Here is a 24,564-nt window from a genome sequence, read left to right on the forward strand (position 1 = left end):
CTAAATACGGCCCGGGCGAGAGGGGTCGGTATGGATGGCCGGGCTGTTGCGCCGGCGGCCGGAACCGTGCTGAACGCGCTCGCGACCGGTCGCGGATCGGCGTTCGCGATCGATCTCGAGACGACCGCGGCGGTCGAGTTGACGACCGACGGTGAGGTCGTCGGTACCGTCGCCGACCGGCCCGAGGCGGACACCGGGCTCATCGAACGCTGTGTCGAGCTCGCGCTCGAGGAGTACGCCGACGCCGCGGGGCTCACTGGTGCGGTTGGCGCTCGGGTCCGAACGGACAGCGAGGTCCCGATGGCCGCCGGGCTCAAGAGCTCGAGCGCCGCCGCCAACGCCACGGTGCTTGCGACCCTTGACGCCCTCGAGATCACCGACGCCGTCGATCGGATCGACGCCTGCCGGCTCGGCGTGCGAGCGGCCCGCGACGCCGGCGTCACGGCGACGGGCGCGTTCGACGACGCCAGCGCCAGCATGCTCGGCGGCGTGACGGTCACCGACAACACGACCGACGAGCTGCTGACCCGCGAAACCGTCGACTGGGAGGCACTGGTCTACACGCCGCCCGAGCAGGCCTACAGCGCCGACGCCGACGTCTCGGCCTGCCAGCGGATCGCGCCGATGGCCGAACTCGTCGAGGAACTGGCCCTCGAGGGGCGCTATGGCGAGGCGATGACCGTCAACGGGTTTGCGTTCTGTGGCGCCCTCGAGTTCCCGACGGGGCCGATGCTCGAGGCGCTGCCCGACGCCGACGGCGTCTCGCTGTCGGGAACCGGGCCGAGCTACGTGGCCGTCGGCGACCGGGAGACGCTCGAGGAGATCCGGGAGCGGTGGGACGAACGGGACGGAACGACACGATTACTGGCGACGCGAACCGACGGGACACGAACCACATGACACCCAACGATACCGACACGGACGAGGCCGAGACGACAGATCGAGCGCCCGAAGAGATGGATCTCGACGAACTCCGCGAGGAGATCCAGACGATCGACCGCGAGATCGTCGAACTGATTGCCCAGCGAACCTACGTTGCAGACACGATCGCGGCTGTCAAAGACGAGAAGGGGCTGCCGACGACCGACGAGAAACAGGAAGAGCAGGTGATGGAGCGGGCGGGCCACAACGCCGAGCAGTTCGACGTCGACGCGAACCTCGTGAAAGCGATCTTCCGGCTGCTGATCGAACTGAACAAAGTAGAGCAGCGTGAGAATCGGTAACAAACGGCACTGATTTCACGGATCTACTACTGTTTCTCTTAGCCAATAGCTCCAGCGTTCGGACGCCGAAACACCTACAGTAACACGCGAGTAATACAAGTGTATGTCCGAAGCGGCCACAAACAACGGCGACGACGAGATCGTCACGGTGAATTTCAAGGTCACACGGTCGTTTCTCAACGAGATCGAAGACACGTGGCAAGGACGAGGATTCAACAGCCGTAGCGAATTTATTCGGTATACCCTACGCGATGCCGTCGAACACCCCACGTTCGACCGCGATGAACTCGTTGCACTCCTCCAAGCCGACGAAGATGTCCGTGAACAACGGACGATGAGTGCCGAAGAAGCACGCGAACGATTCGGCACTGACGGGACGAATGAGTGACGGCGAGTGGACGTGGGAACTCGCATCGAAAGCGCAGGACGATCTCACCGCCCTCAATTCGAACGAACAGCAGCGCATCATCGACAAACTCAACGAAATCATCGATTCTCCGTGGCGTGACCCACCAGACTATGGTGAACCGCTCCAGAATAGCTCACGTCGCAAGGTGCGTATCGGCGAGTTCCGTCTTGCGGTCACTTTTCACCGGGACGAGTACCGAATGGTCGTTGCTCGAATCAAGCGTCGTGGAGGCGCGTATACCGCTGACGACGACTGAGTAGATATACCAGAACCGGCAAAGGAGACGGGATCTGTAACATCAGCCCGAGACCTGAACAAGGTGGAGCAACGCGAGAATCGGTAGCACGCGGCGGAAGTATTGCTACGTCATTCATCGGCAGGCTCTAGCGGAATTCGTTCCACCTCGAGGTCCTGTAGTCTCGCTCCGGTGCGAGCGCGGCCACACCACGTGCTTCCGCAACCGCCGCGTGGAACGCATCGACAGCCGATCCCGTCGCGGTTTCCTCGGCGGACTCAGCGAGTCCCGCCGGACCGCCGTTCCCCGATCTCCGCCTCGAGCGGGGCCGACTCGTCTCGCTTCTCGAGGACGGGCGGCTCGCCGCCCTCGAGTACCGCGTCGGTCTCCTCGTAGGTCGGCGCGCTCTCGAGGGTCGCGCAGTTGCTGTATCTCGTCGCCGTCACGTCGGCGAACGCGCCGGCCTCGAAGGCGGCCCTGAGCTCGAGGCAGTGATCGCGGATCGTTCGCGTGGGCTCGAAGTCGAGCCTCGAGCGGAGCTTCTCGAACTCCACCCGGTAGCTGCGCTCGTCGGTTCGGTCGTCGTGGTACTCGATGTCGGCGTCGGGGAACGCGTCGGCGACGACGGTCGCGAGTTCGTCGATCCGGTAGTTCTGCTCGTTCGAGCCGACGTTGAACGTCTCCCCGGCGACGTCCTCGAAGGGCGCGGTCAGGCACGCCTGGTAGGCCCGTGCGACGTCCTCGACGTGGACGTTCGGACGGTACTGGTCGCCGCCGAAGACGGGGACGACGCCCTCCTCGTGGGCCTTCGCGGGCAACACGTTCCCGACGAGGTCGAAGCGCATCCGTGGCGAGTAGCCGTACACCGTCGCCATCCGGAGGATCGTCGGTGCGAACCGGTCGTCGGCGAGCTCCCGGAGGACCCGCTCGGACTGGATCTTCGCCCGCGCGTACAGCGAGACCGGGTTGAGGGCGTCGTCCTCGGTACACCGCCCGGCCCCGTCGGTCCGTCCGTAGACGCTACAGGTCGAGGCGAACAGGAACCGGTTGAGGCCGTGATACTTGCAGATCGACGCCAGCAGCTGCGTCGAGTGGAGGTTGTACTCGAGGGTCTTTCGGGGCTCGAGTGCGGTGGCGGGATCGCCGACGATCCCACCGAGGTGGACGATGGCGTCGACCCCCTCGATCGCCTCGAGGACGTCGCCGACCGAGCGGGCGTCGCCGTGGTGCAGCGCGAACCGGTCGCGTCCTTCGAGCGCGGCGATACCGCCGTTCCCGTACATGAGCGGGTCGAGGACGCGGACGGCGAAGCCGTCCTCGAGTAGCCGCCGGCACAGCACCGAGCCGACGTAGCCGGCGCCGCCGACCACGAGCACGGTTTCGACGGCCTCCGCGTTCGATCCGGTGGTTCGTTCGTTTCCGTTCGTAACCTCTTTCAGTATTCCGTCGACGGTCCGACCGTCCTCGAGTACGGGAGCCGACGCCGCTTCGGCGGTCGATCCTGTCGGCTCGTCGAGAATCGACGAAACCGGTGCGTTCGGCGTCGCCCCGTCGAACAGCGCCGCCCTGAGTCGTTCGTGTGTCGCGGAGCCGACGAGTCGATCCCGGTCGTCGAGGACGACGACGCCGCGTCCGTCGATGCGATCGATGCGGGCGATCGCCTCCCGGATCGACGTCCCGTCGCCCGTGATTGGTACCCATCTCATAGTTGCGAGTTCGGTGCGCCCCCGTTACGATCGGCGTAGACGGGTCGGCGCCTACTATCGTCGAATCGGAATAACGGCCTTTGTTATGCGTCGGCTGGGACGACAGTCGGCACTCCGTTACCGTCCGGATTCGAGACCGTCGTCGGCGGTTCGGGACCCGCGTCTATCGGCGACGCCCGCGACTCGCGGCGACTCGAGAGCCGCCTTGAGGCCGTCGACGACCCGGTCGACGGCGTCGTTGTCGAAAACGGGAGACATCGGGAGGGAGAGAACGCACCCGCTAACGGCCTCGGTTACGGGCAACGAACCGCGCTCGTGTCGATCCCGGTACGCGTCGGTCAGGTGAACCGGTGGATCCCAGTAGATCTTCGAGGCGATCCCGCGCTCGGACAGCGTCTCGATGACGGCCTCGCGATCGGCGCCCGGAGCCAGCGTCACGGTGTAGAGCTGGCGGACGTGGCGCCCATCGGCTGGTTCGGGCTGTGGTTCGATGCCGTCGATTCCGGCCAGCCCGGTGGCGTACCGTTCGGCGACCCGGCGGCGCTCCGCGATCAGCTCGTCGACCTTCTCGAGCTGTGCGCAGCCGACGGCGGCGACGAGATCCGACATTCGGATGTTCGTGCCGAGCCCGACGTAGTCGCCGCTGGCGGCCGAGTCGAAGTACTCCGCCGAGGCCCGCCCGTGGGAGCGAAACCGCTCGAGGCGGCGGGCGAGGTCGTCGTCGTCGGTGACGACGGCACCGCCCTCGCCGGTCGGCAGGATCTTGTTCTGACAGAAACTCAGCGCCGCGGTCTCGCCGAACGTGCCGACCGCCCGCCCTCGAGAGCTGCTTCCGAACGCCTCGGCCGCGTCCTCGATCACCGGGACGTCCGCCTCGGCCGCGACCGCGGCGATCTCGGCGATCCGACAGGGCGCGCCGTAGGGGTGGACGGGAACGATCGCGGCCGTCCGCTCGGTGATGGCGTCGGCGACTGCCCCCGGATCGAGCCCGTAGGTGTCGGGTTCGATATCGGCGAACGTCGGTTCGGCGCCGACGAGACGAACGGCGTTGGCCGTCGCGATGAAGGTAAACGCCGGGACGACGACCTCGTCGCCCTCGCCGACCCCGTGGGCCTCGAGGGCCGCGACCAGCGCCGTCGTCCCCGAGTTGACCGTCACGGCGTGCTCGACGCCGAGGTAGCGCTCGAGACCGTCCTCGAACGCCTCGACGTAGGGGCCGTTGGCCCAGTACGAGCCCCGCGTAATGGAGTCGACCGCGTTCTGCACGTCGCGTTCGTCCCAGGCGATCTCGAACAGCGGAATGTCGTCGCTCATCGCGAACCGGTTCGGGAACCCGAAAGGTAAGTAGCCGTTCACTACCCGATCGAACGGGGTCGTTTCGGTCGACGACGGTCGGCTCCCGCTCGAGTTCGACGCCCGAGCCGACCGACCGTTTTTGGTCGTCCTGACCGAACCGTCGCCCATGTACGATTCGATACTGGTTCCGACGGACGGCCGGGAGAACACCGATCGGGCGATCGACGAGGCGATCGAGCTCGCCCGGGTCCACGGCTCGACCGTTCACGCGCTGTACGTCGTCAACTCGGCCGCGATCGCGCCGGGAATGGACTTCGAGGATCTGGAGGTCGCCGGCGAGGAGGCCGTCGACTACGTCGCCGAGCGGGCCGCCGACGCGGGTCTCGAGGACGTCCGAACGACGGTGACACACGGCCTTCGACACAGGGCGATCCTCCAGTACGCCGACGACCACGACATCGATCTCATCGTCATGGGTCGCAACCGCGGGCTGGATCGCTTCCTCCGAAAGAGCGTCTCCGATCGGGTCGCGACCGATTCGACGAGACCGGTGCTCGTCGTCGAGTGAGCGTCAGTCCCTCGCATTCGAAAGCGGTTCCCCCTGCCGCGTCGAGAAAGCACTTTTACCGCAGTCGGCTACGGACGGTAGATTCTCGTGGTCCGGTCTCCGAATCCGATCCGACTGGTAATCCTCTGGGTCGGGCTGGCGCTCGCCCGGTTCGGGCTCATCAGCTCCGAGCGAGCGCGCCGAACAACGAACCTCGCCTGGCCCCGCGTCCTCACCGGGCTGGCGCGGATGTCGAAAAACGCCGTCGACGTCGCGATGGTCGGCGTCGCCGTCGGCTCGACGGCGATCGCCGGCGTCGGCTTCGCCGCTCCGTTCTGGGGGCTGGCCTTCGCCATCGGCGGCGGGATCGCCGGCGGGACGATCGCACTCGTTTCCCAGCGCTACGGCGCCGAGGCCTTCGACTCGCTGGGCCAGGCCGTTCGCTCGAGTGCCGTGCTGGTCGTGCTCCTCACCCTCCCGGTGACGGCGCTGTTCTGGACGTACCCGACCGAGCTGATCTCGATCATCGGTAACGATCCCGAGACGATCTCCAAGGGCGCGACCTACCTCCAGATCGTCGGCCTCGGCGTGCCCTTCGCGGGGCTGAACCTCATCGGGAGTCGGACGTTCGTCGGAATGGACGACGCCTGGACGCCGATGGTCGTGCGAGCCGGCGGCGCCGCCGCGAACATCGTGCTCAACGCCGTCCTCATCTTCGGGCTCGGGCTCGGCGTCGCGGGCGCCGCCCTCGGGACCGTTTTGGCGAACGTCGTCGTCACCGCAACGTTCGCGGTCGGGCTCACTGCAGGGTGGCTCCCCGGGATCGGAACCTTCCCGTTCAGCGTCGATCCGTTCGGCGGCTACTTCGACGGCGAGACCATCCGGGACCTGACCTCGATCGGCCTCCCCGTCATGGGAACCAAATCCGTCTGGACGGTCGCCGAGTTCCCCATGCTCGCGATCGTCGCGCTGTTCGGCCCGCAGGTCGTCGCCGCCTACGTCATCGCCCGGCGCATCTGGGGACTGATGAACACTCCCGGCTGGGGCTTCGGCCTCGCGGCCTCGAGCCTCGTCGGCCAAGAGCTGGGCAACGGTCGCGAGGGGACCGCCGAGCGTTACGGCCGTGAGATCGTGCTCTTCGCGGTCGCCATCTACGTCGTCGCGGCGGCGATCGTCTTCGCGTTCGCCGAACCGATCGTCCTCCTGTTCACCGACGATCCGGCCGAACTCTCGGTTCCGACTGCCGTCGCGCTGATCTACGCGGCCTGTCTGGCGATCGTCCTCAAGGGCGTCTCGACGGGCGCCGAGGGCGCGCTCAAAGCAAGTGGTGACACGCGCTGGCCGTTCTACAGCCAGCTCGTCGGGATGTTCGGGCTCGCGATCCCGCTTGCGTATCTGGGCGCCGCGGGGCTGACGATCCCCGCCGTGACGATTCCGGGACTGAGTGTCGCGACCCCCGGCGTCTCGATCCCCGCGCTCGGACTGACCGGACTATACCTCGCGTTCGTCGCCGAAACCGCCGCGCCCGCCGCGATCAACTACTACCGGTTCTCGACCGGGCGCTGGAAGGCGATCAGTCGCGGCTACCGTCCCGGCGCGGCGCCGAGCGACGACTGAGTTACTCGAGGGCGGCCACCGGAACGACGACGACCGGACGGGAGGCTCGCTCGAGCAGCGCTCGCGTCGTTGAGCCGACGGTCGCCTCCGAATCGGCACTGCTGGCGCCGACCACGATCTCGTCCGCGTCGACGGCCGCGGCGGCCTCGAGCAGCTCCGTGACGATTTCTCCCGTCCGAAACTCGGTCTCGACGCTCCCGGCTCCAGCCAGTCGAACGGGTGCGACGTTCAGCGCTTCCCTCCCGTCACGTTCGGCCGTCCCGTCGCCCGGCCCAGCCGTCGCGACGATTCGAACCTCGTCGGTCTCCGTCAGTCTGGGCTCGAGGTAGTCACAGATCGCCGCGGTCGCGTGAACGGAGTCGGTACCGACGAGTAGTCGCATACCTCCTCTGTGCAGGGGTTTCCAAAGAAGGTGTGGGACGCAGTTACCCAGTAATGGTTCGGCCGCCGGAGCCCGAAACGATCGCTCACTGCAACGCCGGGGACGTGTGGGTTCACATTTCGGGTCGTGGAGTACAGATCGCACGCGAGCGCCCCCGATGACGAACGCCAACCGACGCCAACCGACGCTAACGACGGCGAGTCGTCGCTTCGGTCGAGCGAGCACGCATCCGGCTGTCGATCCCACAGCTCCGTGGCGAGACCGTCCGTTTCACGTGTAACGTTTGGGCTCCGAGGAACGATTGTCCGATCGCTCTCTGTAGGGTGTCGAGTGAAACGTTTCTTTACCCGCCGTCTGGTCGTTAGCCCAGTCATCTCGCCCTTTCCAAACGGGTCGCGACAGTGTTGTGCAGGCCGGGCCGTTTCCCGTAACCATAACTATCTATTAGGAGAGATGGCCTTTGATACCGTTAGCCACTGGTGGAAACGATACCGGTCGGTGGCGATCGTTTACCGAATCGGTGCGGCGTTCGTCCTCGGTTCGATCGCTGGCCTGACTATCGGTGAACCGGTGATGGTCCTCGAGCCACTCGGCGATCTGTTCGTTCGCCTGCTCAGCATGATCGTCGTTCCGATCATCATTTTCACACTGCTCATGGGAATCAAAGAGCTGTCGCCGACCTCACTCGGCAAGATCGGCGGCCAGGTGGTCGCGATCTACGCGGTCTCCTCGATGATCGCGGTGACGATCGGACTGGCTGTCGCGAACCTCATCGAACCCGGAACAGGGATGACGTTGACGGATGCCGACTTCGAGGCCGACGAAGCCCCCAGCTTCATGGACGTCTTTCTTGGGATCGTCCCGGAGAACCCGATCGAAGCGATGGCGACGGGCGATATCCTGGCGACGATCTTCTTCGTCATCGTCTTCGGACTCGCACTCGTGCTTCTCCGGGAAAGCACCGACGACGAAAGCGTTCGAGACGGCGTCGAAACCGTGTTCAACGTGGCCGAAGCAGGATCGAAGGCGCTGTTCAAGGTCGTCTGGGGGATCATGGAGTACGGTGTGATCGGTATCTTTGCGCTCATGGCCGTCGCGTTCGCGGAGGCCGGAATCGAAGTGTTCAGCACCTTCGCGATGCTCGCACTGACGCTGATCCTCGCCGTCACGATCCATATCGCAGTCGTCTATCTCGGCGTCATGATCCTGCTCCTGACCCAGCAGTCGCCGATCGCGTTCCTCGCCGGAATCAAGGACGCGTTGTTGACGGCAGTGAGTATCAGCTCCTCGAGCGCGACGCTGCCGGTCTCGATGTCAAACGCCGATGACAATCTCCACCTCAACGAGGGCATTTACAGCTTCTCGCTCCCGCTCGGCGCGACGATCAACATGGACGGGACTGGGATGTATCTGGGGATCGTTGCGATCTTCGCAGCGAACATCGTCGGCGCCTCGTTGACGCTCGTCGAGCAGGTTACCGTCGTTGCCATCGCAGTGCTTGCAGGGATCGGCACGGCGGGTGTGCCGAGCGCCGGATTGATCCTGATGACGCTCGTCCTCACGCAGGTCGGCCTCCCGGTCGCCGTGGTCGGGTTTATCGCCGGAATCGATCCCCTGCTCGATCGAATACGGACGATGACCAACGTCACTGGTGATCTCGCTGTGGCGACGCTCGTCGGGTACTGGAACGGGGGTGTCGACTTCACGAGCGGGTCTTGGAGCGGAGAAACGGATCTGCTTCCGGGCGCTGATTGAGCGGCGACACGGGCCAGCGGAGCTACAGCGAAACGGGAACTCTCGACCCGAGCGAAAGTACGGTCTACTCTTCGCTCACGACGGTGATGGAGAACGCACTCGAGCGGACGGATGCACTCGCGGCCGTCCGGCGGTTCTCCGGTGACTCTACTCGCTCCGCTCGATCGCGACGGACGCTATAGAAACATGAACCGCACCCGCCGCACGCCGTCGAAATCCTTCAACCGGTAGACGAGTCGCCTGACTCGCTCGGCCTCGCCCTCGACGAACACCGTCTCGAGACACCAGTCGCCCTGGTGGGCGTGGCTGGTCGAGACGATTGCGTCCTGGTAGTCGTGCTGGACGTCGTGGAGCCGCTCGATAACGCTTTCGTGTTCGTAGTCGAAGACGACGACCCCGGTTACAGACCCCGTCGTCGTCTCGAGGGTCCGGTGGCGCTCGACGTACTCGGCCATCGCCTCGCGAACGGCCCGCGAGCGCGAGTCGATCCCCTCGGCCCGCCAGGTCGCGTCGAACTCCTCGAGGATCCCGTCGGGAACGGCGAGACTGGTGCGCATGGTCGCTCCACGGTCGCCGGCTCCATTACCGCTTCTCTTCGAGGCGACCGCCTCGACCGTCTCGTGCTCGGCCGATCCGCCACCGCCTCCCCCTACAGTTATTTCCGTCACCGACCTAGTTCGGGTATGGGCAGCGACGGCGGCTACAGTCTCACCGAGATCTTCGCCATCAAGTTCGTGCTGGCCGATATCGTTATCATCGCCGCCTTGCTGTTCGCCGGGCCGATCTACGCCGTCGCGATCACCGTTCTGCTGGTCATCAGTGTCTTTCTCGTCTGGTATCTCACCGAACGGGTTGGAAGCGACGACGCCGAGTCCGACCCCGTCCGTGAACCGGTCGATCCCGTCACCGAGCTGCAGAACCGCTACGCAGCCGGCGAGCTCTCGGAGGCGGAGTTCGAGGCGAAACTCGAGCATCTGCTCGACTCGAACGAGCGAGCCGAGCGCGCGGGCGTCGACACCCGCGAACTCGCCCTCGAGCGCGAGCGGTAGGGAGCCAGATTTAGGGTGGTCCGACGGTACTGTTCCAGACGAGATGGACGCCGCCGAGGACACGAATCGAATCGAGCGACGGTGCCCTCGAGTCCGACGGTCGCACCCTCGCTCACCGGAGCACACCGCGGAGGTGGGGATCGCGTGACCGACATCTCGATCGCCGACGCCGTCGACGTCTACCTCGAGCGGAAGGCGCTCGGCGATCCCGACGGCTCCGGAGCGGGAACCTACGCCGCGAACGCCGAGTCCGTCCTCCGGCGGTGGGTCGACTGGCTCGTCACCGAGCACGACCTTCGGTCGATCTCGGCGCTTGGAACTGACCAGATGCGGGCCTACGCCGAGGCGCTCCGGGCCCGAACCGACGAGGGCACCTACGCGGCCTCGACGGCCCGAACCTACTACGCGGTCGTCCGGGCCTTCCTCTCGTGGTGCGTTCGGAGCGGGCTCCGCGACTCGAACCCCGCCGCGGCCGAGAACGTTACGGCCGCGCTGCCCCCGACCGTCGACGGCGACGCCGGCTCCAAACCGGGCTGGACCGCCGACCGACGCCACGTCCTCGAGCGCCACGTCCGCGAGCGCGCGATCGCCGCGACGAGCGAGGACCGCGACCGCGAAACTCGTCGCGACCGCCTGCGGGAGTACGCCCTGATCGCGCTCTTTCTCTACTCGGACGTGCGGGGGAGCGAGCTGTTCCGGGTCCCCCGGGACGACCGACGAACGGGTGCGATCTGGGACGACGTCGACTTCTACACCGGGACGATCCGCGTCCTCGGTCGCTCCCAGCGCCTCGAGGAGGTGGTACTGCCGGCCGCGGTTCGGACCCCGCTGCGGCGGTACCGGGTCACACTCGATCCGCCGTCGAACGACTGGCCGCTGTTCCCGACCCGCCACGCCCCCTCGATCGCCCGTCGAGTCCGGGAGGCGCTCCGGGAACGGGGCCACGACGAGGCGGCGATCGACACCTTGCTCGCGGACTCGACGGCGACGGAACTGGCCCGAGAGCGATCGATCGCCCCGCCGGCGATCACCACCGAGGGGGCCCGATCGGTGCTCAAACGACTGTGTCGGGAAGCGGGACTCGAGGTCGACGGCGACTCCCTGACGCCGCGGGGTGCCAGGGACGACAGCCGAGGCGACGGCCGATACCGCCGCGAGGCGACGTCCTCGAGTCCGGCCCTGCGGGCTTCGGTCATGGAACGATCGATCGTGGTGTCGGCGTCTCGGGAGGGGCCCGGATCGATTATCGATCTCCCGGCTCGGGTCGTCCGCAGCGAGGAACGTAATGCGGACGGCGAACCCGGCCCCGACTCCGAAGGCGATCCGGAGCACTAACGCGTCGCTGTTCTCGGGTCGCCGTCCGTCGCCGCCCACGCTCCTGCTACTCGAGCGACCGAACCTGCTACCCGAACGGCGTCGCCGGTGACGACGCGGACCGTTAGGTCCAGTCTGTCCGGTAACACCGCCTCGATCAGTTCGTGCCGACTTCGGACGACGAGCGAGCGGAGCGCTCGAGCCCGCGATCTCCGCACTCGAGCGGTCGCCGGTTAGCGCTGCGGTCACCAGTCGCGACCGAAGCCGTGGGCTTCCGCCTCGAATATGTGTGAGCGCGATCGGCACAGCGTCGAGAGGTCACCGAAGGCGACGGGTCGGACGGGAGAGTTCACTGAACGAAAGACGATCGAGAACGAAATCGGCAGTCCGGCGTCGTTAGGCGACCAGTCGCTCGACGGACGTGCTGATCGCGTCCTGGATCTCCGCGGAGGCGAACCCGAGGGTCAGACCGAGCGCGGCTCCGATGATGATGGCGATCAGCATCCCCTTCGTGATCGCGGCCGGATCCACGTCCTTCCCGTCGAAGGGATGGAAGTAGATCCGGTTGATGAAGGGCAGGATGTACCCCGCCGAGAGCAGCGTGCTGCCGAGGACGAGCAGGGAGACGATCCACATTCCCTCCTCGAAGGCTCCCAGCGCGATGTACCACTTGCCGACGAACCCGACCGTCGGGGGCAGCCCGATCATCGCGACCCCGAGCACGGCGAAGGCACCGGCCATGACCGGCGCGCGCTTTGCGACGCCGGCGTACTCCTCGAGCGTGCGGATGCCGCCGAAGCGGAGCGCGAACATCCCGGCCAGTACGAACAGCGAGGCCTTGACGATGCCGTGGCCGAAGATCTGCAGGATCGAACCGAAGACCGCGGTCTCGTTTGCGACCGCGATGCCGACGAAGATGAGCCCGAACTGCGAGACCGTCGAGTAGGCCAGTACGAGCTTGATGTGATCCTGCAGGAGCGCGAAGAAGCTCCCGGCGAAGAGGCTAAAGAGCGCGGCGACCAGCAGCATGTTGCTGATCGCAGGGTTGGCCGCCAGGAAGTCGAGCGTGTAGACGGTAAAGAGCACGCGGACGAAGGCGTACATCGCGACGGCGGGCACGAGCGCCGAGATGACGGCGCTGATCCCGTCCGGCGCGGAGGCGTGGGCGTCCGCCAGCCAGGTGTGGACCGGGAACAGCGCGATCTTGATCGCGAGTCCGACCGCGATCAGGATGAACGCGGCGACCACCACGGGGTCGGTGTAGCCGACGTCGGCCAGCAGCTCCGGCAGCAGTCGCATCGTCAGCGTCCCGGTCGAGGCAAGTATCAGCGCGACGCCGAGCAGGTAGAAGCCGGCGCCGACGGTGCCGACCAGCAGGTACTTGAACGCCGCGTAGGTCGACCACCGGTACTTCGAGGACGAAACCAGGGCGTACGAGGAGATCGCCATGATCTCGAGGAAGACGTACATGTTGAACAGGTCCCCGGTGAGCAGGATGCCGAGCATCCCGCCGACCAGCAGGAGGAAGCCGGCGTAGAAGGCGTTCCCCCGCGGGCCGTCAACGCGCGTGTAGATCAACACGCCGAGACAGACCAGCAATACGAGCAGCATGACGATGACCGAGAACTCGTCGGCAAACAGCTCGATCCCGACCGGGACCTCGACGCCGCCGAGCTCGTGGCTCAGCTGCCGGTCGTCAGTTTGCGTGATCATCCACGCGAGCGCGGCCGCCATCGCGAGCGTCGCGGTGACGATCGCGCTTGCGAACGCCCAGCCGACGTTCTTCCATCGGACGGTCGCGGCGATCGGCAATGAGGCCGAGATCAGCGGCAGGAGGACGATGATGGCCAGCAGCCAGCTGTACTCCTCCATACTAGCTCACCTCCATCGAGTCGCCATCGTGTCTACAGCCGTGTTCGCGTCCGCTATCCGGTCCAGTCGTCTCCGTCGTCTCCGTTAGGTTCCCGGTCATTGTTAGATGAAGAGTGCGACAGCGAGTGCGAGTGTGAGCACGCCTGCGGCCACGTAAACCGTCAGGCCGACCCCGAGTTTGGCGCCGGTCTTCCCGGGCGTGTCCTCGTACCGGCGGTCGTAGGCGTCTCGCCAGCGGTCGGGAATCGTTCCTCGAATGGCCGTGTTCGGGTCGTGGATGGCGCCGACGAGCCGCCAGCCGGTGCCGACGACCAGGTCGTCGACCCGGTTGTAGACCGCGCCGATGCCGCCCGACAGTCCGCGCGTCCCGTAGAACGTCGCCGGATCGTAGAGCTGGTCGACGTCGAACCCGCCGTGAAGCCGATCCATGATCGGCTTGCCGAGGACGAAGATCGCGATCCCCCCGGCGGCGAGGTAGCTGGCCTTGAACAGATGAGCGGACGAGTAGGGGTTGAGATCGAGCTCGCCGGACATCGGCAGGTACGGAACCAGCGCCTGGTAGTAGACGCCGAAGACGATACAGGCGGCGGCGACGGCGCCGGAGACGATCGCGTGCCCGAGGTTCGCGTCGGTCGTCTCGATCGGGTCGCCGTATAGGAAGGCGTAGTAGCCGAACTTGATGAACGACGCGAACGTCCCCATGCTCCCGATCACGATCATCCAGAACAGGACGTCGATCGAGAAGTCACCGAAGATGACGAGGTCGGACGCGAAGTCGTAGTCGGCGGCGTCCATCACCATCCCCTTGCTGATGAAGCCGTTGAAGCCGGGGACGCCGCTAATCGACATGGCGCCGATGAGGAAGACGACCAGCGCGATCGGGGCGGAGGTACCGACTGCCCCGAAGTTGTCGAGCCGGTTCTCCTTCAGCTGGAGGATCAGGATGCCGGCGGCCATGAACAGCAGTCCCTTGTAGAGGATGTGGTTGAACAGGTGGGCGAACGCGCCGGCGATCCCGAGCGCGGAGCCGACGCCGATGCCGGCGAGCATGATTCCGACCTGGGACTGGATGTGGTAGGACAGCAGCCGTCGCATGTCCTTCTGTGCCAGCGCGAAGCTCGCCCCGTAGATCGCCATCCCGGCGCCGACGAACGCGAGCACGACGCTCCCGTCGGGGAACGCACGGTAGGCGGCGTAGACGGCGGTCTTCGTGGTGTAACAAGCGAGGAAGACCGACGTGGCGACGTGGGGCTGTGGGTAGGTGTCGGGCAGCCAGCTGTGGAGCCCGATCATCGCCGTGTTGACACCGATCCCGACGCCGGCGAGGACGGCGGCCAGCGAAACCGTGCTCCCGGCGACCTCGATCGGAACGCCGCCGATCCCCGTCCCGTCGAAGTGGAGGGCGGTCGGGCTCGGATCGACTGCGAACAGGTAGAGCACGACCCCGGCCAGCAAGAGGCTTCCGCCGATACCGTGTGCGAGCGCGTAGCGATAGCCCGCCCGCACCGCGGTCCCGCCGGAGAGCCAGACGAAGACGGTGCTCGTGATGGCCATCACTTCCCAGCCGACGACCAGCCCGAGCCAGTCGCCGACCGTGACCGTCCAGATCGACGGTGCGACGTAGGCCAGCCCCCACAGGAGGTGGCGGTTGTCGGTGTCGGCGAAGTACGCCCACGCGACCGCGGCAGCGCCGAACCCGCCGAAGATAATTGCCATCAGCCTCGAGAAGTCGTCGACTGCCACGACGATGATCTCGAGACCCATGAAGGTGTACGTCGGACCCACACCTTCGGGGACGAGCAGCGCCCAGGCGACGACGGCCAGCAACGAGGCGACGCTGACGCCGTGGGCGATTCGCCGAGAGGCGAACGGTACGATCAGGGCTGCAACGGCGACGATCAGCGCCGGTGGAATCGAGAGTAGTTCGTTCATTATTCAGACACCTCCATCGCTCCGTCGACGATTCCCTCGATGAGATCGAAGAAGACGACGTAGTCCGGAGCCACGCCGAACAGGAGCATCAGCGTCGCGGTAGTCATCAGCGGGACGAGCAACAACGGCGTCGTCTCCCCGCCGCGCCAGTCGGAGCGGTCCCATCCGTCCGCCGGTGGGAGCTCGGGACGACCGTGGTTGTCGTGGTCCTCGTGCTGTTCGTCGTCGTCCGGGGACGTGCCCCCGTCCGGACGGTACGCCCGCTCGCCGGGCGAGCCGCCGAAGGGATTCTCGAGCACCGGCTTCTGACCGGCGGCGTCTTCGGACTCGAAAAACGCCGTGTAAATAACTGGCCAGAAGTAGCCGACGTTCAGCGCCCCCGAAATGACGAGCAGCGGGACGACCAGCAGGTAGCCCGCTTCGGCCCCGCCCCAGATGAGGTGCCACTTGCTGACGAAACCGGCCATTAGCGGGATGCCGGCCATGCTGAAGCTGGCGAGGCCGAACGCACCCATCGTGATCGGCATCCGCTTGCCGACCCCGGCCATTTCGCTGATGTACTTGACGTCGAGCTGGACGTACAGCGCACCGGCACACAGGAACAGCGTCAGCTTCGAGAACGCGTGTGCCGGGATGTGGAGCAACCCTCCCATCAGCCCCATCTGAGACAGCAGGGAGAGCCCGAGGACGATGTACGACAGTTGTGCGATCGTCGAGTACGCCAGTCGTGCTTTGAGATTGTCCTGGCGGAGCGCGAACAGACTCGCGATGAGGATCGTCGCGCCGGCAGCGATCGTCAGCGGCAGCCCCATGCCGATGTCGCCGACCGCCCCGGGTCCGAAGACGTCGATTACGGTTCGCGCGACGCCGAACGCACCGGCCTTGACGACCGCGACCGCGTGCAACAGCCCCGAAACCGGCGTCGGCGCGACCATCGCACTGGGCAGCCAGGAGTGAAACGGCATCACGCCGGCCTTCACCGCGAAGCCACCGGCAAGCAGCGCGAAGGCCCCACGTGCGGCCCACGGATCGGCTGCTGCAACTTCCGCGATTCCCTCGATGCCGCCTCGAGTGAACGTGATGCTGCCGGTCAGCCAGTAGATCGCGAGCATCCCGCCGAAGATCGCCAGTCCGCCCGAGAGCGCGTACGCGAGGTACTTGTACCCCGAAACCCGGGCCTCCTCGGATTCGTCGTGGGCGACCAGCGGGTAGGTCGCGAGCGTCAGCACCTCGTAGAAGACCAGCAGCATGAACAGGTTCGAGGCGAACGCGACGCCGAGCGCCGCGCCGACGCTGGCACACAGCATCGCGAAGAAGCGCGTCTGGAACGGCTCGTGGTGGCCGCGCATGTAGCCGATGCTGTAGATCGCGGTCACCACGTAGAGGCCGCTGGCGACGAGGGCAAAGAGCATCCCGAGCTCGTCGGCCCGGAGCATGAGCTCGATACCCTCGACGAAGAATCCGAGGTCGGTTTCGTGGACTCGCCCCTCGAGGACGTCCGGGACCATGCTGGCCACGATCCCGAACATCGCCACGGCGGCGAGGATCGACCACGCCTCACGGACGTTGGGTCGGTTCTTCGAGAGGAAGATCAGCCCGACGGTGAGTAGCGGGACGAGCAGTACGGCGAGCGGTCGCAGCGAGTCGACGGTCTCGGTCCCGGCGCTCGCGACGATCGCCTCAGTCATCGCCTCCACCTCCCGTATTCGTGTCGTCGCCCTCGCTGGCAGCGATCATCGCCTCGATCTCGCGAGTGTCCAGGGTTCCGAACTCCGAGTAGAGCCGGATCACGAGCGCGAGCGCGAGGGCCGTCAGCGAAACGCCGACGACAATTGCCGTCAGGACGAGCACGTGAACCATCGGGTTGGAGTACGGCTCGCCGAGTCCGATGATCGGCGGGTTCGCGTCCTCGACGTAACCGATCGTCACGAGCATCAGATAGACTGAAATCTGGGCGAAGTTGAGCCCGATTACCTTCTTGATCAGGTTCGGGTTGTCGATCATCATGTACGTCCCGATCAGAAACAGCGTGAACGCCGCCAGATAGTAGTGATAGGTTCCCTCGATCATGCGTTGTCTCCTCCGTTTCCGTTGTCGCTCTCGCTCGTGGCGTTCCCGTCCTTCTCGGCCTTCTCGTAGCCGGCCGCGAGCCAGATCACGAGTCCGGTGATCACGCCACTGACGAGGGCGGCGATCGCGACCTCGGCGAGCTTGACCATGTCTTCGACCGACAGCGGGAAGACGAACAGTTCGAGGATCGCGCCCCCGAGCGGGACTGCGGCGACGGCGATCCCACCGAACAGGAACGCGCCGAGTACGAACAGTCCGGCCAGCCCCAGTGGATCGATCCACTTGCGGGTCGGGTCGAAGCCGAACGCCAGCCCGATCAGAACGATCGCCGACGCCATCACGACGCCACCCTGGAACGCGCCGCCAGGAAGGCTAGTTCCGAACAGGGTCAGATAGACACCGAACGCCACGACGAACGGCGTCAGGATCCGCGCTACCGTCTTGACGACGGGGGTCTGGATGACCGGCGACGTGGTCTTTTCGACGCGCTCGTCGACGACCCCTCCGGAGCGGGCGTCTTCGGCTGTATCCTGTGTCTCCGTCCGCGGCTGCTCTTCGGTAACCGCCTCTTTCGGATCGGGGTCGTCCTCGGGAACGTAGCCGTGGACGTCCTCGTCGGCGGCGTCGGTATCGGTGCCGCCGTCGGGGCGCGATTCCGAGGTGGAGTCCATCCCGTCGTCGCTCTTGTCGACATCGCGGGGTGTGTCGTCACCAGTCATAGGATGTCCTCCCGTTCGAGTACGACGAGAATGCTTACTGCTGCGGCGAACGCGACGATGAGTTCGCCGAGCGTGTCCAGTCCGCGGTAGACGACGAGCACCGAGACGACCGCGTTGGGGAACCCGGCCTCCTCGAGCGTGTTCTCGATGTAGTGGCCGTACGGCGTGAGTTCGCCGTCGGCGTAAGTCTCGACGACCGCGGGCGCGTTCTCGGCGCCGACGGGCTCGAGCGAGAGGATGACGTAGCCCAGCGGGATCGCGAGGGCACCGACCATCATCAGCGCCGGTACGTTGATCGACCGGAACGCCCCGTCGGCGGTGCTCCCGCCGTCGGTTTCGGCGGTTCGAGCGCCGGTCTCTTCGCTCTCGCCGGACATGCCCGTCGTTTTCATCACGGTGATCAGGAACAGCACCGACGTGACGCCGGCGCCGACTGCCGCTTCGATCAGCGCGACGTCCGGCGCGGCCAGTAAGACCCAGATCACCGCGATTCCGAGGGTAAACGCGGCGAACGTAACGATCGCGCCGACGATGTCGCGCGAGAACGCGACCAGCACTGCGGCCGCGACGACGAACAGGATGAGTGCAAGCTCGAGTCCAAGCCACATCATGGCGAGTCACCTCCGTGTTCCGCGGTAGTGTCGTTCTCGTCGGTCGTCCATACCTCGATGTCCTGACTGTACGCGGCGCGGGTGATCGAGTGGGCTGCCGTCGGATTCGTGATGTAGATGAACACGAGCAGCAGGATCGTTCGAAGAATCTCGCCCGTGGTGCCGAAGTAGATCCCGACGGCGACGATCGTGAACCCGGCACCGAGGGTATCGGCCTTGGTCGCTGCGTGTGAGCGCGTGTAGACGTCCGGAAGGCGGAGCACGCCGACGGCGGCGACCAGCGTGAAGAACACGCCAAGCGCCACGAAGAGCACGATGACAGCCGTTAGCAGCGTCATCGCCACTTCACCTCCTCGGCCCGGTAGGAGAACCGACCGACCGCCAGACTCAGGACGAAGTTGAGGATGGCGTAGACGATAGCGATGTCAAGATACTCCGGCCGATCGAGTCCGGCCGCGATCAGTGCCAGGATGATGACGGTGCTGGTACCGATCACGTTGATCGCAACCACCCGGTCGTGCGTCGTCGGGCCGGCTACGACACGGTACAACACCGCGATCGCAAGGACGACGACGATCGCCGCGCCGAGTATCATGGCCGCGTTGGCGAGGTCAGTCATCGGCCTCACCTCCGGATTCCGCTTCCGCGCTCGCTCCGGCTCCGGCGACGGCGTCGGCCGACTGCACGACCGGCTCCATGTCGCCTCGAGCGAGTGGTCCGGGAAGATCGGCGCCCTCGCGGCCGTAAAAGAGGATCCGGACCGCCCGCTCGTGAAGCCCCTCGGCGAGGTCCTTGCGGGCCGAGGGGGCCAGGGAGTGAACGAGCAGTTCGCTCCCGACGGTGTCGACCGTCAGCGTTCCCGGTGTCAGCGTGATGCTGTTGGCGAAGGCAGTTACGGAGAGGCCGTCGCCGACCGCGGCATCGACCCGGTCGAGACAGGGATCGATCGGCAGCGACGGGTGCAAAACGACGTAGGCGAACTGGACGTTCGCCTTGGCGATCTCCCACAGTAGATAGGGGACGAACACCACGCCGCGACCGAGCGTCGCCAGCGCGGAGCCGACGTGGGGCGTCCGCTCGAACGCGACGTTCCGCAGAAGCACGGCGGTTATCAGTGCGGTCACGGCTCCGGTCCAGAGTGCAAACGGATAGGTCGGCCCACCCAGGGCGACGTAGAATCCGAACGCCATGGCCGCGATGACGCCGCCGCGAATTAGCTCCGGACCGGTCGGTCGCCAGCTTCTCGAGACTGGCGCGACCTCGTACCGAATGTTCGACTCGGCCAGCACCGTCTCCATGCTCTGCAGCACGTGTGCGGTTGCGTCGACGGAGTAGTCGGGATCGATAATCACCCGGTCGAGGTCGTGCTCCGCGACGTAGTCGACCAGTAGCTCGAAGTGGTTCACCGGGTCGGCGAAGTACTCGTCGGTGCCCAGCAGGCTCGTCCGGATCGAGACGCCGTTGCCGGCTGCCCCGGTCGCGTACTTCTCGGCCGTCGAAAGAAGCGTCTCGTCGCGGTCGAGACCCTCATTGCCGACGTGGTGGCCCGGGGCCGTGAGGACGAGGTGGACGGCGCCACTGCCGTCCCCTTTCTCGACCGTGTCGACGGCGTACTCGACTGTCTCCTCGAGCGTCGGCGATGGGCTCACCGGAACGAGCACGCCGTTCGTGTCGCTCACGTCGCCCACCTCCGTCGGTACTTCCGACCCGCATCGACCGGGCGACATGGGGAGACGATCGACGCGGGCGTTCGGCCGTTGGTCCCACGGGAGACCGCCTGTCGAACGGCCACCGTGTCCGACAGCGGTACGTGCAGTCGCTCAGCTGCCACCGCAGATTCCTCCTGGTGACCGTCGTTTGCTACTCATAGCTCTCTTCTCGTTAGTCGGACCAAGCGCCAGACGTAGGAAAACTATTTCGTTATCCGCCGACGCGAAGGGAATCGATAAATAGTCGGAAGCTGCGCTTCGTTGTTCCTGCTCGATGCCTAATATCGGCAATCGATCTCCATATGTTAGATTCTTCGCGATCAGGTCGCGTGGACCGGACGCACACCCCCGATTCGGGTGTGGACGCCGCGATGTCCCCATTGTGTGCCCGCCAACTCGAGTAGACCAGAGAGCAAGCGTCCACGACGAATCGACCGATCGCCCGGTGGCGGTTGTATAGACGCGATAACCGCGGAGGTCGCCGTCGTCGACCGGTTCAGTATCGAACCACAATCTTTACAATCACACTTTCAGTAGGTAAAGCTGATTTGCATGGCTGGAGAAACCGTTGCCGACCGAATCGACGCCGCACGGGCGGTGCTAACACCGATCCAGGCCGCAACCGGCCTGACGTTCGCCGCGGGGATCGCGTTCGTACTCGTGTTCCTGCAGGACCCGCTCGCACACGACGCGATGCACAACTTCCGGCACGCAGCGGGGATCACCTGCCACTGAACCGATGCTCTATGACTACCTCCGCCGGGGCGTGCAGGCGGGCGTGATCGCCGGCCTCGCGTACGGGCTATTCATGGCGTTCGTCGCGAATCCGCTCAGCGAGTACCTTCACCACGCACAACACGACCACGGCCACGATCACGGCCACGGTCACGATCACGCCCACGCCGTCTCCGAGACGACGACGGCGATCGTCAGCGTCGGGAGTGGCGTCCTCTGGGCGATCTTCCTCGGCGGCGTCTTCGCGATCGCGCTGTACTTCCTCGAGCCAGCGCTTCCCGGCCGCGGTGCGGGCAGCGCGTTCGTCCTCGCCGGCGCCGGATTCCTGACCGTGTCGGCGACGCCGTGGCTCGTCCTCCCGCCCGCGGCCCCCGGCGCGGAGCAGCTGTACACGGTCGAGCTTCGACTGGCGGTCTACGTCGGGCTCGTCGCACTCGGCGCGCTCGTCTCGGTCGCCGCGATCGGTTCGTACGGGCGGGTCGCCTCCCGACACCGGGCGCTCGGACTCGTCGCCGCCACGGTGCCGATCGTCGCGACCACGGTCGTCCTCTCGACGGTCGCACCGACGATCGTGAGCCACCCCGAGCTGGCCGGCGAACTCGTCTCGGCGTACCAGGCGATGGCCGCGCTGAGCCAGGCCGCGATCTGGGCGATCCTCGCCGCGTCGGTGAGCTGGCTCGAGCGCCGTGAGGCGACGTCGACGGCCGGTGTCGTCGGCCCGAACGACCGTCGCTCGACGAGTTCCTGATCATGCAACGACAAACAACCCGACAGCGGGAGCGCCTCGGCTCGTGTGTGCTCGTCTGTACGAACGACCGCGACTCGGAGTACGCCTGCTGTGGCGACGTCGGCGCCGAGGAGACGCTCGCGGCGGTCAAATCCTGGCTCCGCGAGCGCGGTGCGTTCTGGTCGCCGGTCGGCGTCACGACGACCGGCTGTCTCGGCCTCTGTAGCGAGGACGGGGCGGCGATCGCGATTCAGCCTCGTGACGAGTGGTATGCCGACGTCACTCCCGAGGACGTACCCGAACTGCTCGAGCGCGAGTTCGGTCCGAACGCCGACTCGATCGACCAGCGGGCGGTCGATGCGGACGGTAGCGACTCGCTCGGTGCGACTCACCCCGACGATTGATCCTGCTGGGCATCGTTACCGGTCGTATGACAGGTGAGATCGTCGTCGTTGACGGCGCACGGACGCCACACGGCACGCTGCTCGGGTCGCTCGCCGACGTCGAAGCCGTCGAACTGGGTCGGACGGCGCTGGACGGGCTGCTCGAGCGAACCGTCGTTTCCGGAGCGGAGATCGACTGGGTAGCCCTGGGGAACGCGATCCAGGCCGGGATCGGACAGGTGCCGGGTCGCCAGGCCGTCGTCGAGTCCGATCTGCCCAACGAGACGCCGACGACGACGGTCAACGAGGCCTCGGGCTCGGGGCTGCGAGCGATCGCGCTGGCGGCCGATCGGATTGCGGCTGGCCGGGCCGAGTTCGCCGTCGCCGGCGGGTTCGAGTCGATGACCAACGCCCCCTGGATCCTGCCGGACTACCGCACGGGACGGCGTCACGGCGACGCGACGCTGAAGGACTCGATGATCATGGACTCGCTGTGGGACGTCAACCTCGACGTCCACATGGGCGAGATCACCGAACGACTCGTCGACCGCGAGGGCGTCTCTCGAGACGCACAGGACGAGTACGCCCTCGAGAGCCATCGCCTGGCCGCGGAGGCGATCGAGTCGGGCGCGTTCGACGACGAGATCGTCCCCGTGGAGACGGGAGGCGGGACGATCGACATCGACGAAGGCCCCCGTCCCGACTCGACGCTGGCGGATCTCGCCGAGCTTCCCACCTCCTTTCGCGAGGACGGAACGATCACGCCGGGCAACGCCTCGAAGCTCAGCGACGGTGCGGGCGCGGTGTTACTCGCGGACGCGGACGTCGCGGCAGACCACGGACTCGAGCCGATGGCCCGGCTCGCCGACTACGAACTGGTCTACCGGGAGCCCGACGAGTTCAACGAGGCCGTCGGCGACGTCGTCGCGAGCCTGCTCGAGCGAAACGGGCTCGAGGCGGACGACGTCGACGCGTTCTGGATCAACGAGGCCTTTGCGGCCCAGTCGGTGTACGTCATGGACCGACTCGGCGTTCCACGCGAGCGGATGAACCCCCGCGGCGGCGCGGTCGCGTTCGGCCACCCGATCGGCGCCTCCGGCGGGATGCTGGCAACCAGTCTGGCGTACCAGCTCCGGGACGAGGACGTAGAGCGCGGGCTCGTCGGGATGAGCGTCGGCGGCGGCGGGGCGATCATGGCCCTGCTCGAGCGACTGTAGCAGTTGTCCGCGGGAGCTGGGACTTTCCGAGGGGTTTACCTTTCCGGTATTCCCAGTAGTAACCAATGACGCTGTACTCGCGAGTCCGTCCACTCGCGTTCAGACTTCCCGCCGAGACGGCTCACGTCCTCGGCAAACGGGCGCTGCAAGCGGTGCAGTCGACGTGGCCGACGCGAGCGGCGCTCGCCTCGAACTACCGGTACGCCCACCCGGCGCTCGAGACCGACCTCTTCGGATGTCGGTTCTCCAATCCGGTCGGCGTGGCAGCCGGGTTCGACAAGAACGCCGAGGTGACCCACGCGCTCGAGGCGCTGGGGTTCGGGTTCGTCGAGATCGGCACCGTCACGCCGTACCCCCAGTCCGGCAACGACCGGCCGCGGCTGTTCCGACTGCAGGAGGACGAGGCGATGATCAACCGGATGGGGTTCAACGGCGACGGGATGGAGCAGGTCCGGGACCGTCTCGAGCGAGAGGGCCCGCCACAGATCCCGCTCGGGGTCAACGCTGTCTCTTATACACATCTCTNCCAGCCCGCTCAGAGATGTGGATAAGAGACAGCCTGCGGACCGTCTTCGAGACCCTCGAGGCCGAAAACGACGACGACGTCCCGATCCTGGTCAAGATCGGCCCCGACTCGCCCGAGGAGTCGATGCTCGACCTCGTCGACATCGTCGAGGAGTGTGATCTCGACGGGATCGTCGCGACGAACACGACCACCAGCCGGGAGGGCCTCGAGTCGCCGCGAGGGGAGGAGTGGGGCGGTCTCAGCGGCAACCCCCTTCGGGAACGCTCGACTTCGGCGATCCGAACGCTGGCGAGACACACCGACGACGACCTGCCGATCGTCGGCGTCGGCGGCGTCGATTCGGCGAGAAGCGCCTACGAGAAGATCCGCGCGGGCGCCTCGCTCGTCCAGCTCTACACCGGATTCGTCTACGGTGGCCCCAGGACGGCAAAACGAATCAACCAGGGACTAGTCGAGCTCCTCGAGCGCGACGAGTTCTCGTCGGTCGAGGATGCGGTCGGCGCGGATCTCGAGTAGGACAGCCCCAGCCT

At 66.2% G+C, this 24,564-nt stretch carries 26 protein-coding genes and 2 pseudogenes; 15 read left to right on the top strand and 13 right to left on the bottom strand.

The genetic code is table 11. The features are described from left to right. Positions 1-30: 30 nt before the first annotated feature. The 4 genes from C491_RS18135 to C491_RS18150 all read left to right on the top strand — a co-directional run bounded on the left by C491_RS18135 (position 31) and on the right by C491_RS18150 (position 1,888). Entirely contained in the window at positions 31-900 is an 870-nt protein-coding gene (locus tag C491_RS18135) for a shikimate kinase (RefSeq protein WP_005559009.1), read from the top strand. After that, a complete protein-coding gene (locus C491_RS18140) occupies positions 897-1,223 on the top strand; it encodes a chorismate mutase (RefSeq protein ID WP_005559011.1) in 327 nt (108 codons plus the stop codon). The genes C491_RS18135 and C491_RS18140 overlap by 4 nt, the downstream gene beginning before the upstream one ends. Positions 1,224-1,326: 103 nt before the next feature. Further along, the gene (locus C491_RS18145; RefSeq protein WP_005559012.1) at positions 1,327-1,611 is read left to right on the top strand and encodes a ribbon-helix-helix domain-containing protein; all 285 of its coding nucleotides are present in this window, start codon (positions 1,327-1,329) and stop codon (positions 1,609-1,611) included. After that, entirely contained in the window at positions 1,604-1,888 is a 285-nt protein-coding gene (locus C491_RS18150; protein WP_005559014.1) for a type II toxin-antitoxin system RelE family toxin, read from the top strand. The genes C491_RS18145 and C491_RS18150 overlap by 8 nt, the downstream gene beginning before the upstream one ends. Positions 1,889-2,145: 257 nt before the next feature. Here C491_RS18150 and C491_RS18155 read toward each other — a convergent pair whose 3' ends face one another. Beyond that, positions 2,146-3,573: an NAD-dependent epimerase/dehydratase family protein gene (locus C491_RS18155; protein ID WP_005559016.1), complete on the bottom strand. Its 1,428-nt coding sequence runs from the start codon at positions 3,571-3,573 to the stop codon at positions 2,146-2,148. Between the two features lie 117 nt (positions 3,574-3,690). Then, the gene (locus C491_RS18160; protein WP_049892331.1) at positions 3,691-4,887 is read right to left on the bottom strand and encodes a DegT/DnrJ/EryC1/StrS family aminotransferase; all 1,197 of its coding nucleotides are present in this window, start codon (positions 4,885-4,887) and stop codon (positions 3,691-3,693) included. 148 nt (positions 4,888-5,035) lie between these two features. Between C491_RS18160 and C491_RS18165 the strand changes: the two genes are divergently transcribed. Then, entirely contained in the window at positions 5,036-5,437 is a 402-nt protein-coding gene (locus C491_RS18165; RefSeq protein ID WP_005559020.1) for a universal stress protein, read from the top strand. An 87-nt stretch (positions 5,438-5,524) separates the two neighbouring features. Continuing rightward, positions 5,525-7,033, top strand: coding sequence for an MATE family efflux transporter (locus tag C491_RS18170; RefSeq protein ID WP_005559022.1), 1,509 nt, complete (start codon positions 5,525-5,527; stop codon positions 7,031-7,033). 1 nt (position 7,034) lies between these two features. On the opposite strand, the gene C491_RS18175 is transcribed toward C491_RS18170, so the two are convergent. Further along, positions 7,035-7,415: a universal stress protein gene (locus C491_RS18175; RefSeq protein ID WP_005559023.1), complete on the bottom strand. Its 381-nt coding sequence runs from the start codon at positions 7,413-7,415 to the stop codon at positions 7,035-7,037. A 453-nt stretch (positions 7,416-7,868) separates the two neighbouring features. On the opposite strand from C491_RS18175, the gene C491_RS18180 reads away from it, so the two are divergent. Continuing rightward, positions 7,869-9,170, top strand: a complete 1,302-nt coding sequence (locus tag C491_RS18180) for a dicarboxylate/amino acid:cation symporter (RefSeq protein ID WP_049892300.1) — start codon at positions 7,869-7,871, stop codon at positions 9,168-9,170. Between the two features lie 176 nt (positions 9,171-9,346). Here the strand turns inward: C491_RS18180 and C491_RS18190 are convergent, their stop codons facing one another. Beyond that, positions 9,347-9,727 (bottom strand): CopG family ribbon-helix-helix protein, encoded by a 381-nt coding sequence (locus C491_RS18190; protein WP_005559028.1) that lies wholly within the window; start codon positions 9,725-9,727, stop codon positions 9,347-9,349. A gap of 126 nt (positions 9,728-9,853) precedes the next feature. On the opposite strand from C491_RS18190, the gene C491_RS18195 reads away from it, so the two are divergent. Together C491_RS18195 and C491_RS18200 are read left to right on the top strand one after the other, a co-directional pair. After that, positions 9,854-10,219 carry an SHOCT domain-containing protein gene (locus tag C491_RS18195; protein WP_005559030.1) on the top strand — a complete coding sequence of 122 codons (366 nt, stop codon included), beginning with the start codon at positions 9,854-9,856 and terminating at the stop codon, positions 10,217-10,219. A 144-nt stretch (positions 10,220-10,363) separates the two neighbouring features. Further along, positions 10,364-11,554 (top strand): tyrosine-type recombinase/integrase, encoded by a 1,191-nt coding sequence (locus C491_RS18200; RefSeq protein ID WP_049892332.1) that lies wholly within the window; start codon positions 10,364-10,366, stop codon positions 11,552-11,554. Between the two features lie 375 nt (positions 11,555-11,929). Here the strand turns inward: C491_RS18200 and C491_RS18205 are convergent, their stop codons facing one another. The 9 genes from C491_RS18205 to C491_RS18245 all read right to left on the bottom strand — a co-directional run bounded on the left by C491_RS18205 (position 11,930) and on the right by C491_RS18245 (position 20,425). Then, complete coding sequence (locus C491_RS18205) at positions 11,930-13,405, bottom strand: monovalent cation/H+ antiporter subunit D family protein (RefSeq protein ID WP_005559033.1); 1,476 nt, start codon at positions 13,403-13,405, stop codon at positions 11,930-11,932. A 102-nt stretch (positions 13,406-13,507) separates the two neighbouring features. Next, positions 13,508-15,337 carry a Na(+)/H(+) antiporter subunit D gene (locus C491_RS18210; RefSeq protein ID WP_005559034.1) on the bottom strand — a complete coding sequence of 610 codons (1,830 nt, stop codon included), beginning with the start codon at positions 15,335-15,337 and terminating at the stop codon, positions 13,508-13,510. Then, entirely contained in the window at positions 15,337-17,025 is a 1,689-nt protein-coding gene (locus tag C491_RS18215) for a cation:proton antiporter (protein WP_049892333.1), read from the bottom strand. Before C491_RS18215 ends, C491_RS18210 begins: the two co-directional genes overlap by 1 nt. Next, positions 17,018-17,407 (bottom strand): sodium:proton antiporter, encoded by a 390-nt coding sequence (locus tag C491_RS18220; protein WP_005559036.1) that lies wholly within the window; start codon positions 17,405-17,407, stop codon positions 17,018-17,020. Before C491_RS18220 ends, C491_RS18215 begins: the two co-directional genes overlap by 8 nt. Then, a complete protein-coding gene (locus C491_RS18225) occupies positions 17,404-18,126 on the bottom strand; it encodes an MnhB domain-containing protein (protein ID WP_005559048.1) in 723 nt (240 codons plus the stop codon). Before C491_RS18225 ends, C491_RS18220 begins: the two co-directional genes overlap by 4 nt. Next, positions 18,123-18,737: a DUF4040 domain-containing protein gene (locus tag C491_RS18230; RefSeq protein ID WP_049892303.1), complete on the bottom strand. Its 615-nt coding sequence runs from the start codon at positions 18,735-18,737 to the stop codon at positions 18,123-18,125. The genes C491_RS18225 and C491_RS18230 overlap by 4 nt, the downstream gene beginning before the upstream one ends. Next, the gene (mnhG, locus tag C491_RS18235; RefSeq protein ID WP_005559052.1) at positions 18,734-19,075 is read right to left on the bottom strand and encodes a monovalent cation/H(+) antiporter subunit G; all 342 of its coding nucleotides are present in this window, start codon (positions 19,073-19,075) and stop codon (positions 18,734-18,736) included. The genes C491_RS18230 and mnhG overlap by 4 nt, the downstream gene beginning before the upstream one ends. Beyond that, a complete protein-coding gene (locus tag C491_RS18240; protein WP_005559054.1) occupies positions 19,072-19,356 on the bottom strand; it encodes a cation:proton antiporter in 285 nt (94 codons plus the stop codon). The genes mnhG and C491_RS18240 overlap by 4 nt, the downstream gene beginning before the upstream one ends. Beyond that, positions 19,349-20,425 (bottom strand): monovalent cation/H+ antiporter subunit E, encoded by a 1,077-nt coding sequence (locus C491_RS18245; RefSeq protein WP_193787551.1) that lies wholly within the window; start codon positions 20,423-20,425, stop codon positions 19,349-19,351. Before C491_RS18245 ends, C491_RS18240 begins: the two co-directional genes overlap by 8 nt. A gap of 573 nt (positions 20,426-20,998) precedes the next feature. Here C491_RS18245 and C491_RS18250 point away from each other — a divergent pair. The 6 genes and pseudogenes from C491_RS18250 to C491_RS24425 all read left to right on the top strand — a co-directional run. Beyond that, positions 20,999-21,181 carry a CbtB domain-containing protein gene (locus tag C491_RS18250; RefSeq protein ID WP_005559058.1) on the top strand — a complete coding sequence of 61 codons (183 nt, stop codon included), beginning with the start codon at positions 20,999-21,001 and terminating at the stop codon, positions 21,179-21,181. Between the two features lie 4 nt (positions 21,182-21,185). Further along, positions 21,186-21,929 (top strand): CbtA family protein, encoded by a 744-nt coding sequence (locus tag C491_RS18255; protein ID WP_005559059.1) that lies wholly within the window; start codon positions 21,186-21,188, stop codon positions 21,927-21,929. A 2-nt stretch (positions 21,930-21,931) separates the two neighbouring features. Next, the gene (locus tag C491_RS18260; RefSeq protein WP_005559060.1) at positions 21,932-22,312 is read left to right on the top strand and encodes a (2Fe-2S) ferredoxin domain-containing protein; all 381 of its coding nucleotides are present in this window, start codon (positions 21,932-21,934) and stop codon (positions 22,310-22,312) included. 26 nt (positions 22,313-22,338) lie between these two features. Beyond that, the gene (locus C491_RS18265; RefSeq protein ID WP_005559061.1) at positions 22,339-23,508 is read left to right on the top strand and encodes a thiolase family protein; all 1,170 of its coding nucleotides are present in this window, start codon (positions 22,339-22,341) and stop codon (positions 23,506-23,508) included. Positions 23,509-23,573: 65 nt separating this feature from the next. Further along, positions 23,574-24,011: pseudogene (locus tag C491_RS24420) on the top strand (quinone-dependent dihydroorotate dehydrogenase); the annotation flags it as partial. A gap of 56 nt (positions 24,012-24,067) precedes the next feature. Continuing rightward, positions 24,068-24,550, top strand: a pseudogene (locus C491_RS24425) (quinone-dependent dihydroorotate dehydrogenase); the annotation flags it as partial. Positions 24,551-24,564 lie beyond the last annotated feature (14 nt).

The sequence above is a fragment of the Natronococcus amylolyticus DSM 10524 genome, from assembly GCF_000337675.1.
GTDB classification, from domain to species: Archaea; Halobacteriota; Halobacteria; order Halobacteriales; family Natrialbaceae; genus Natronococcus; species Natronococcus amylolyticus.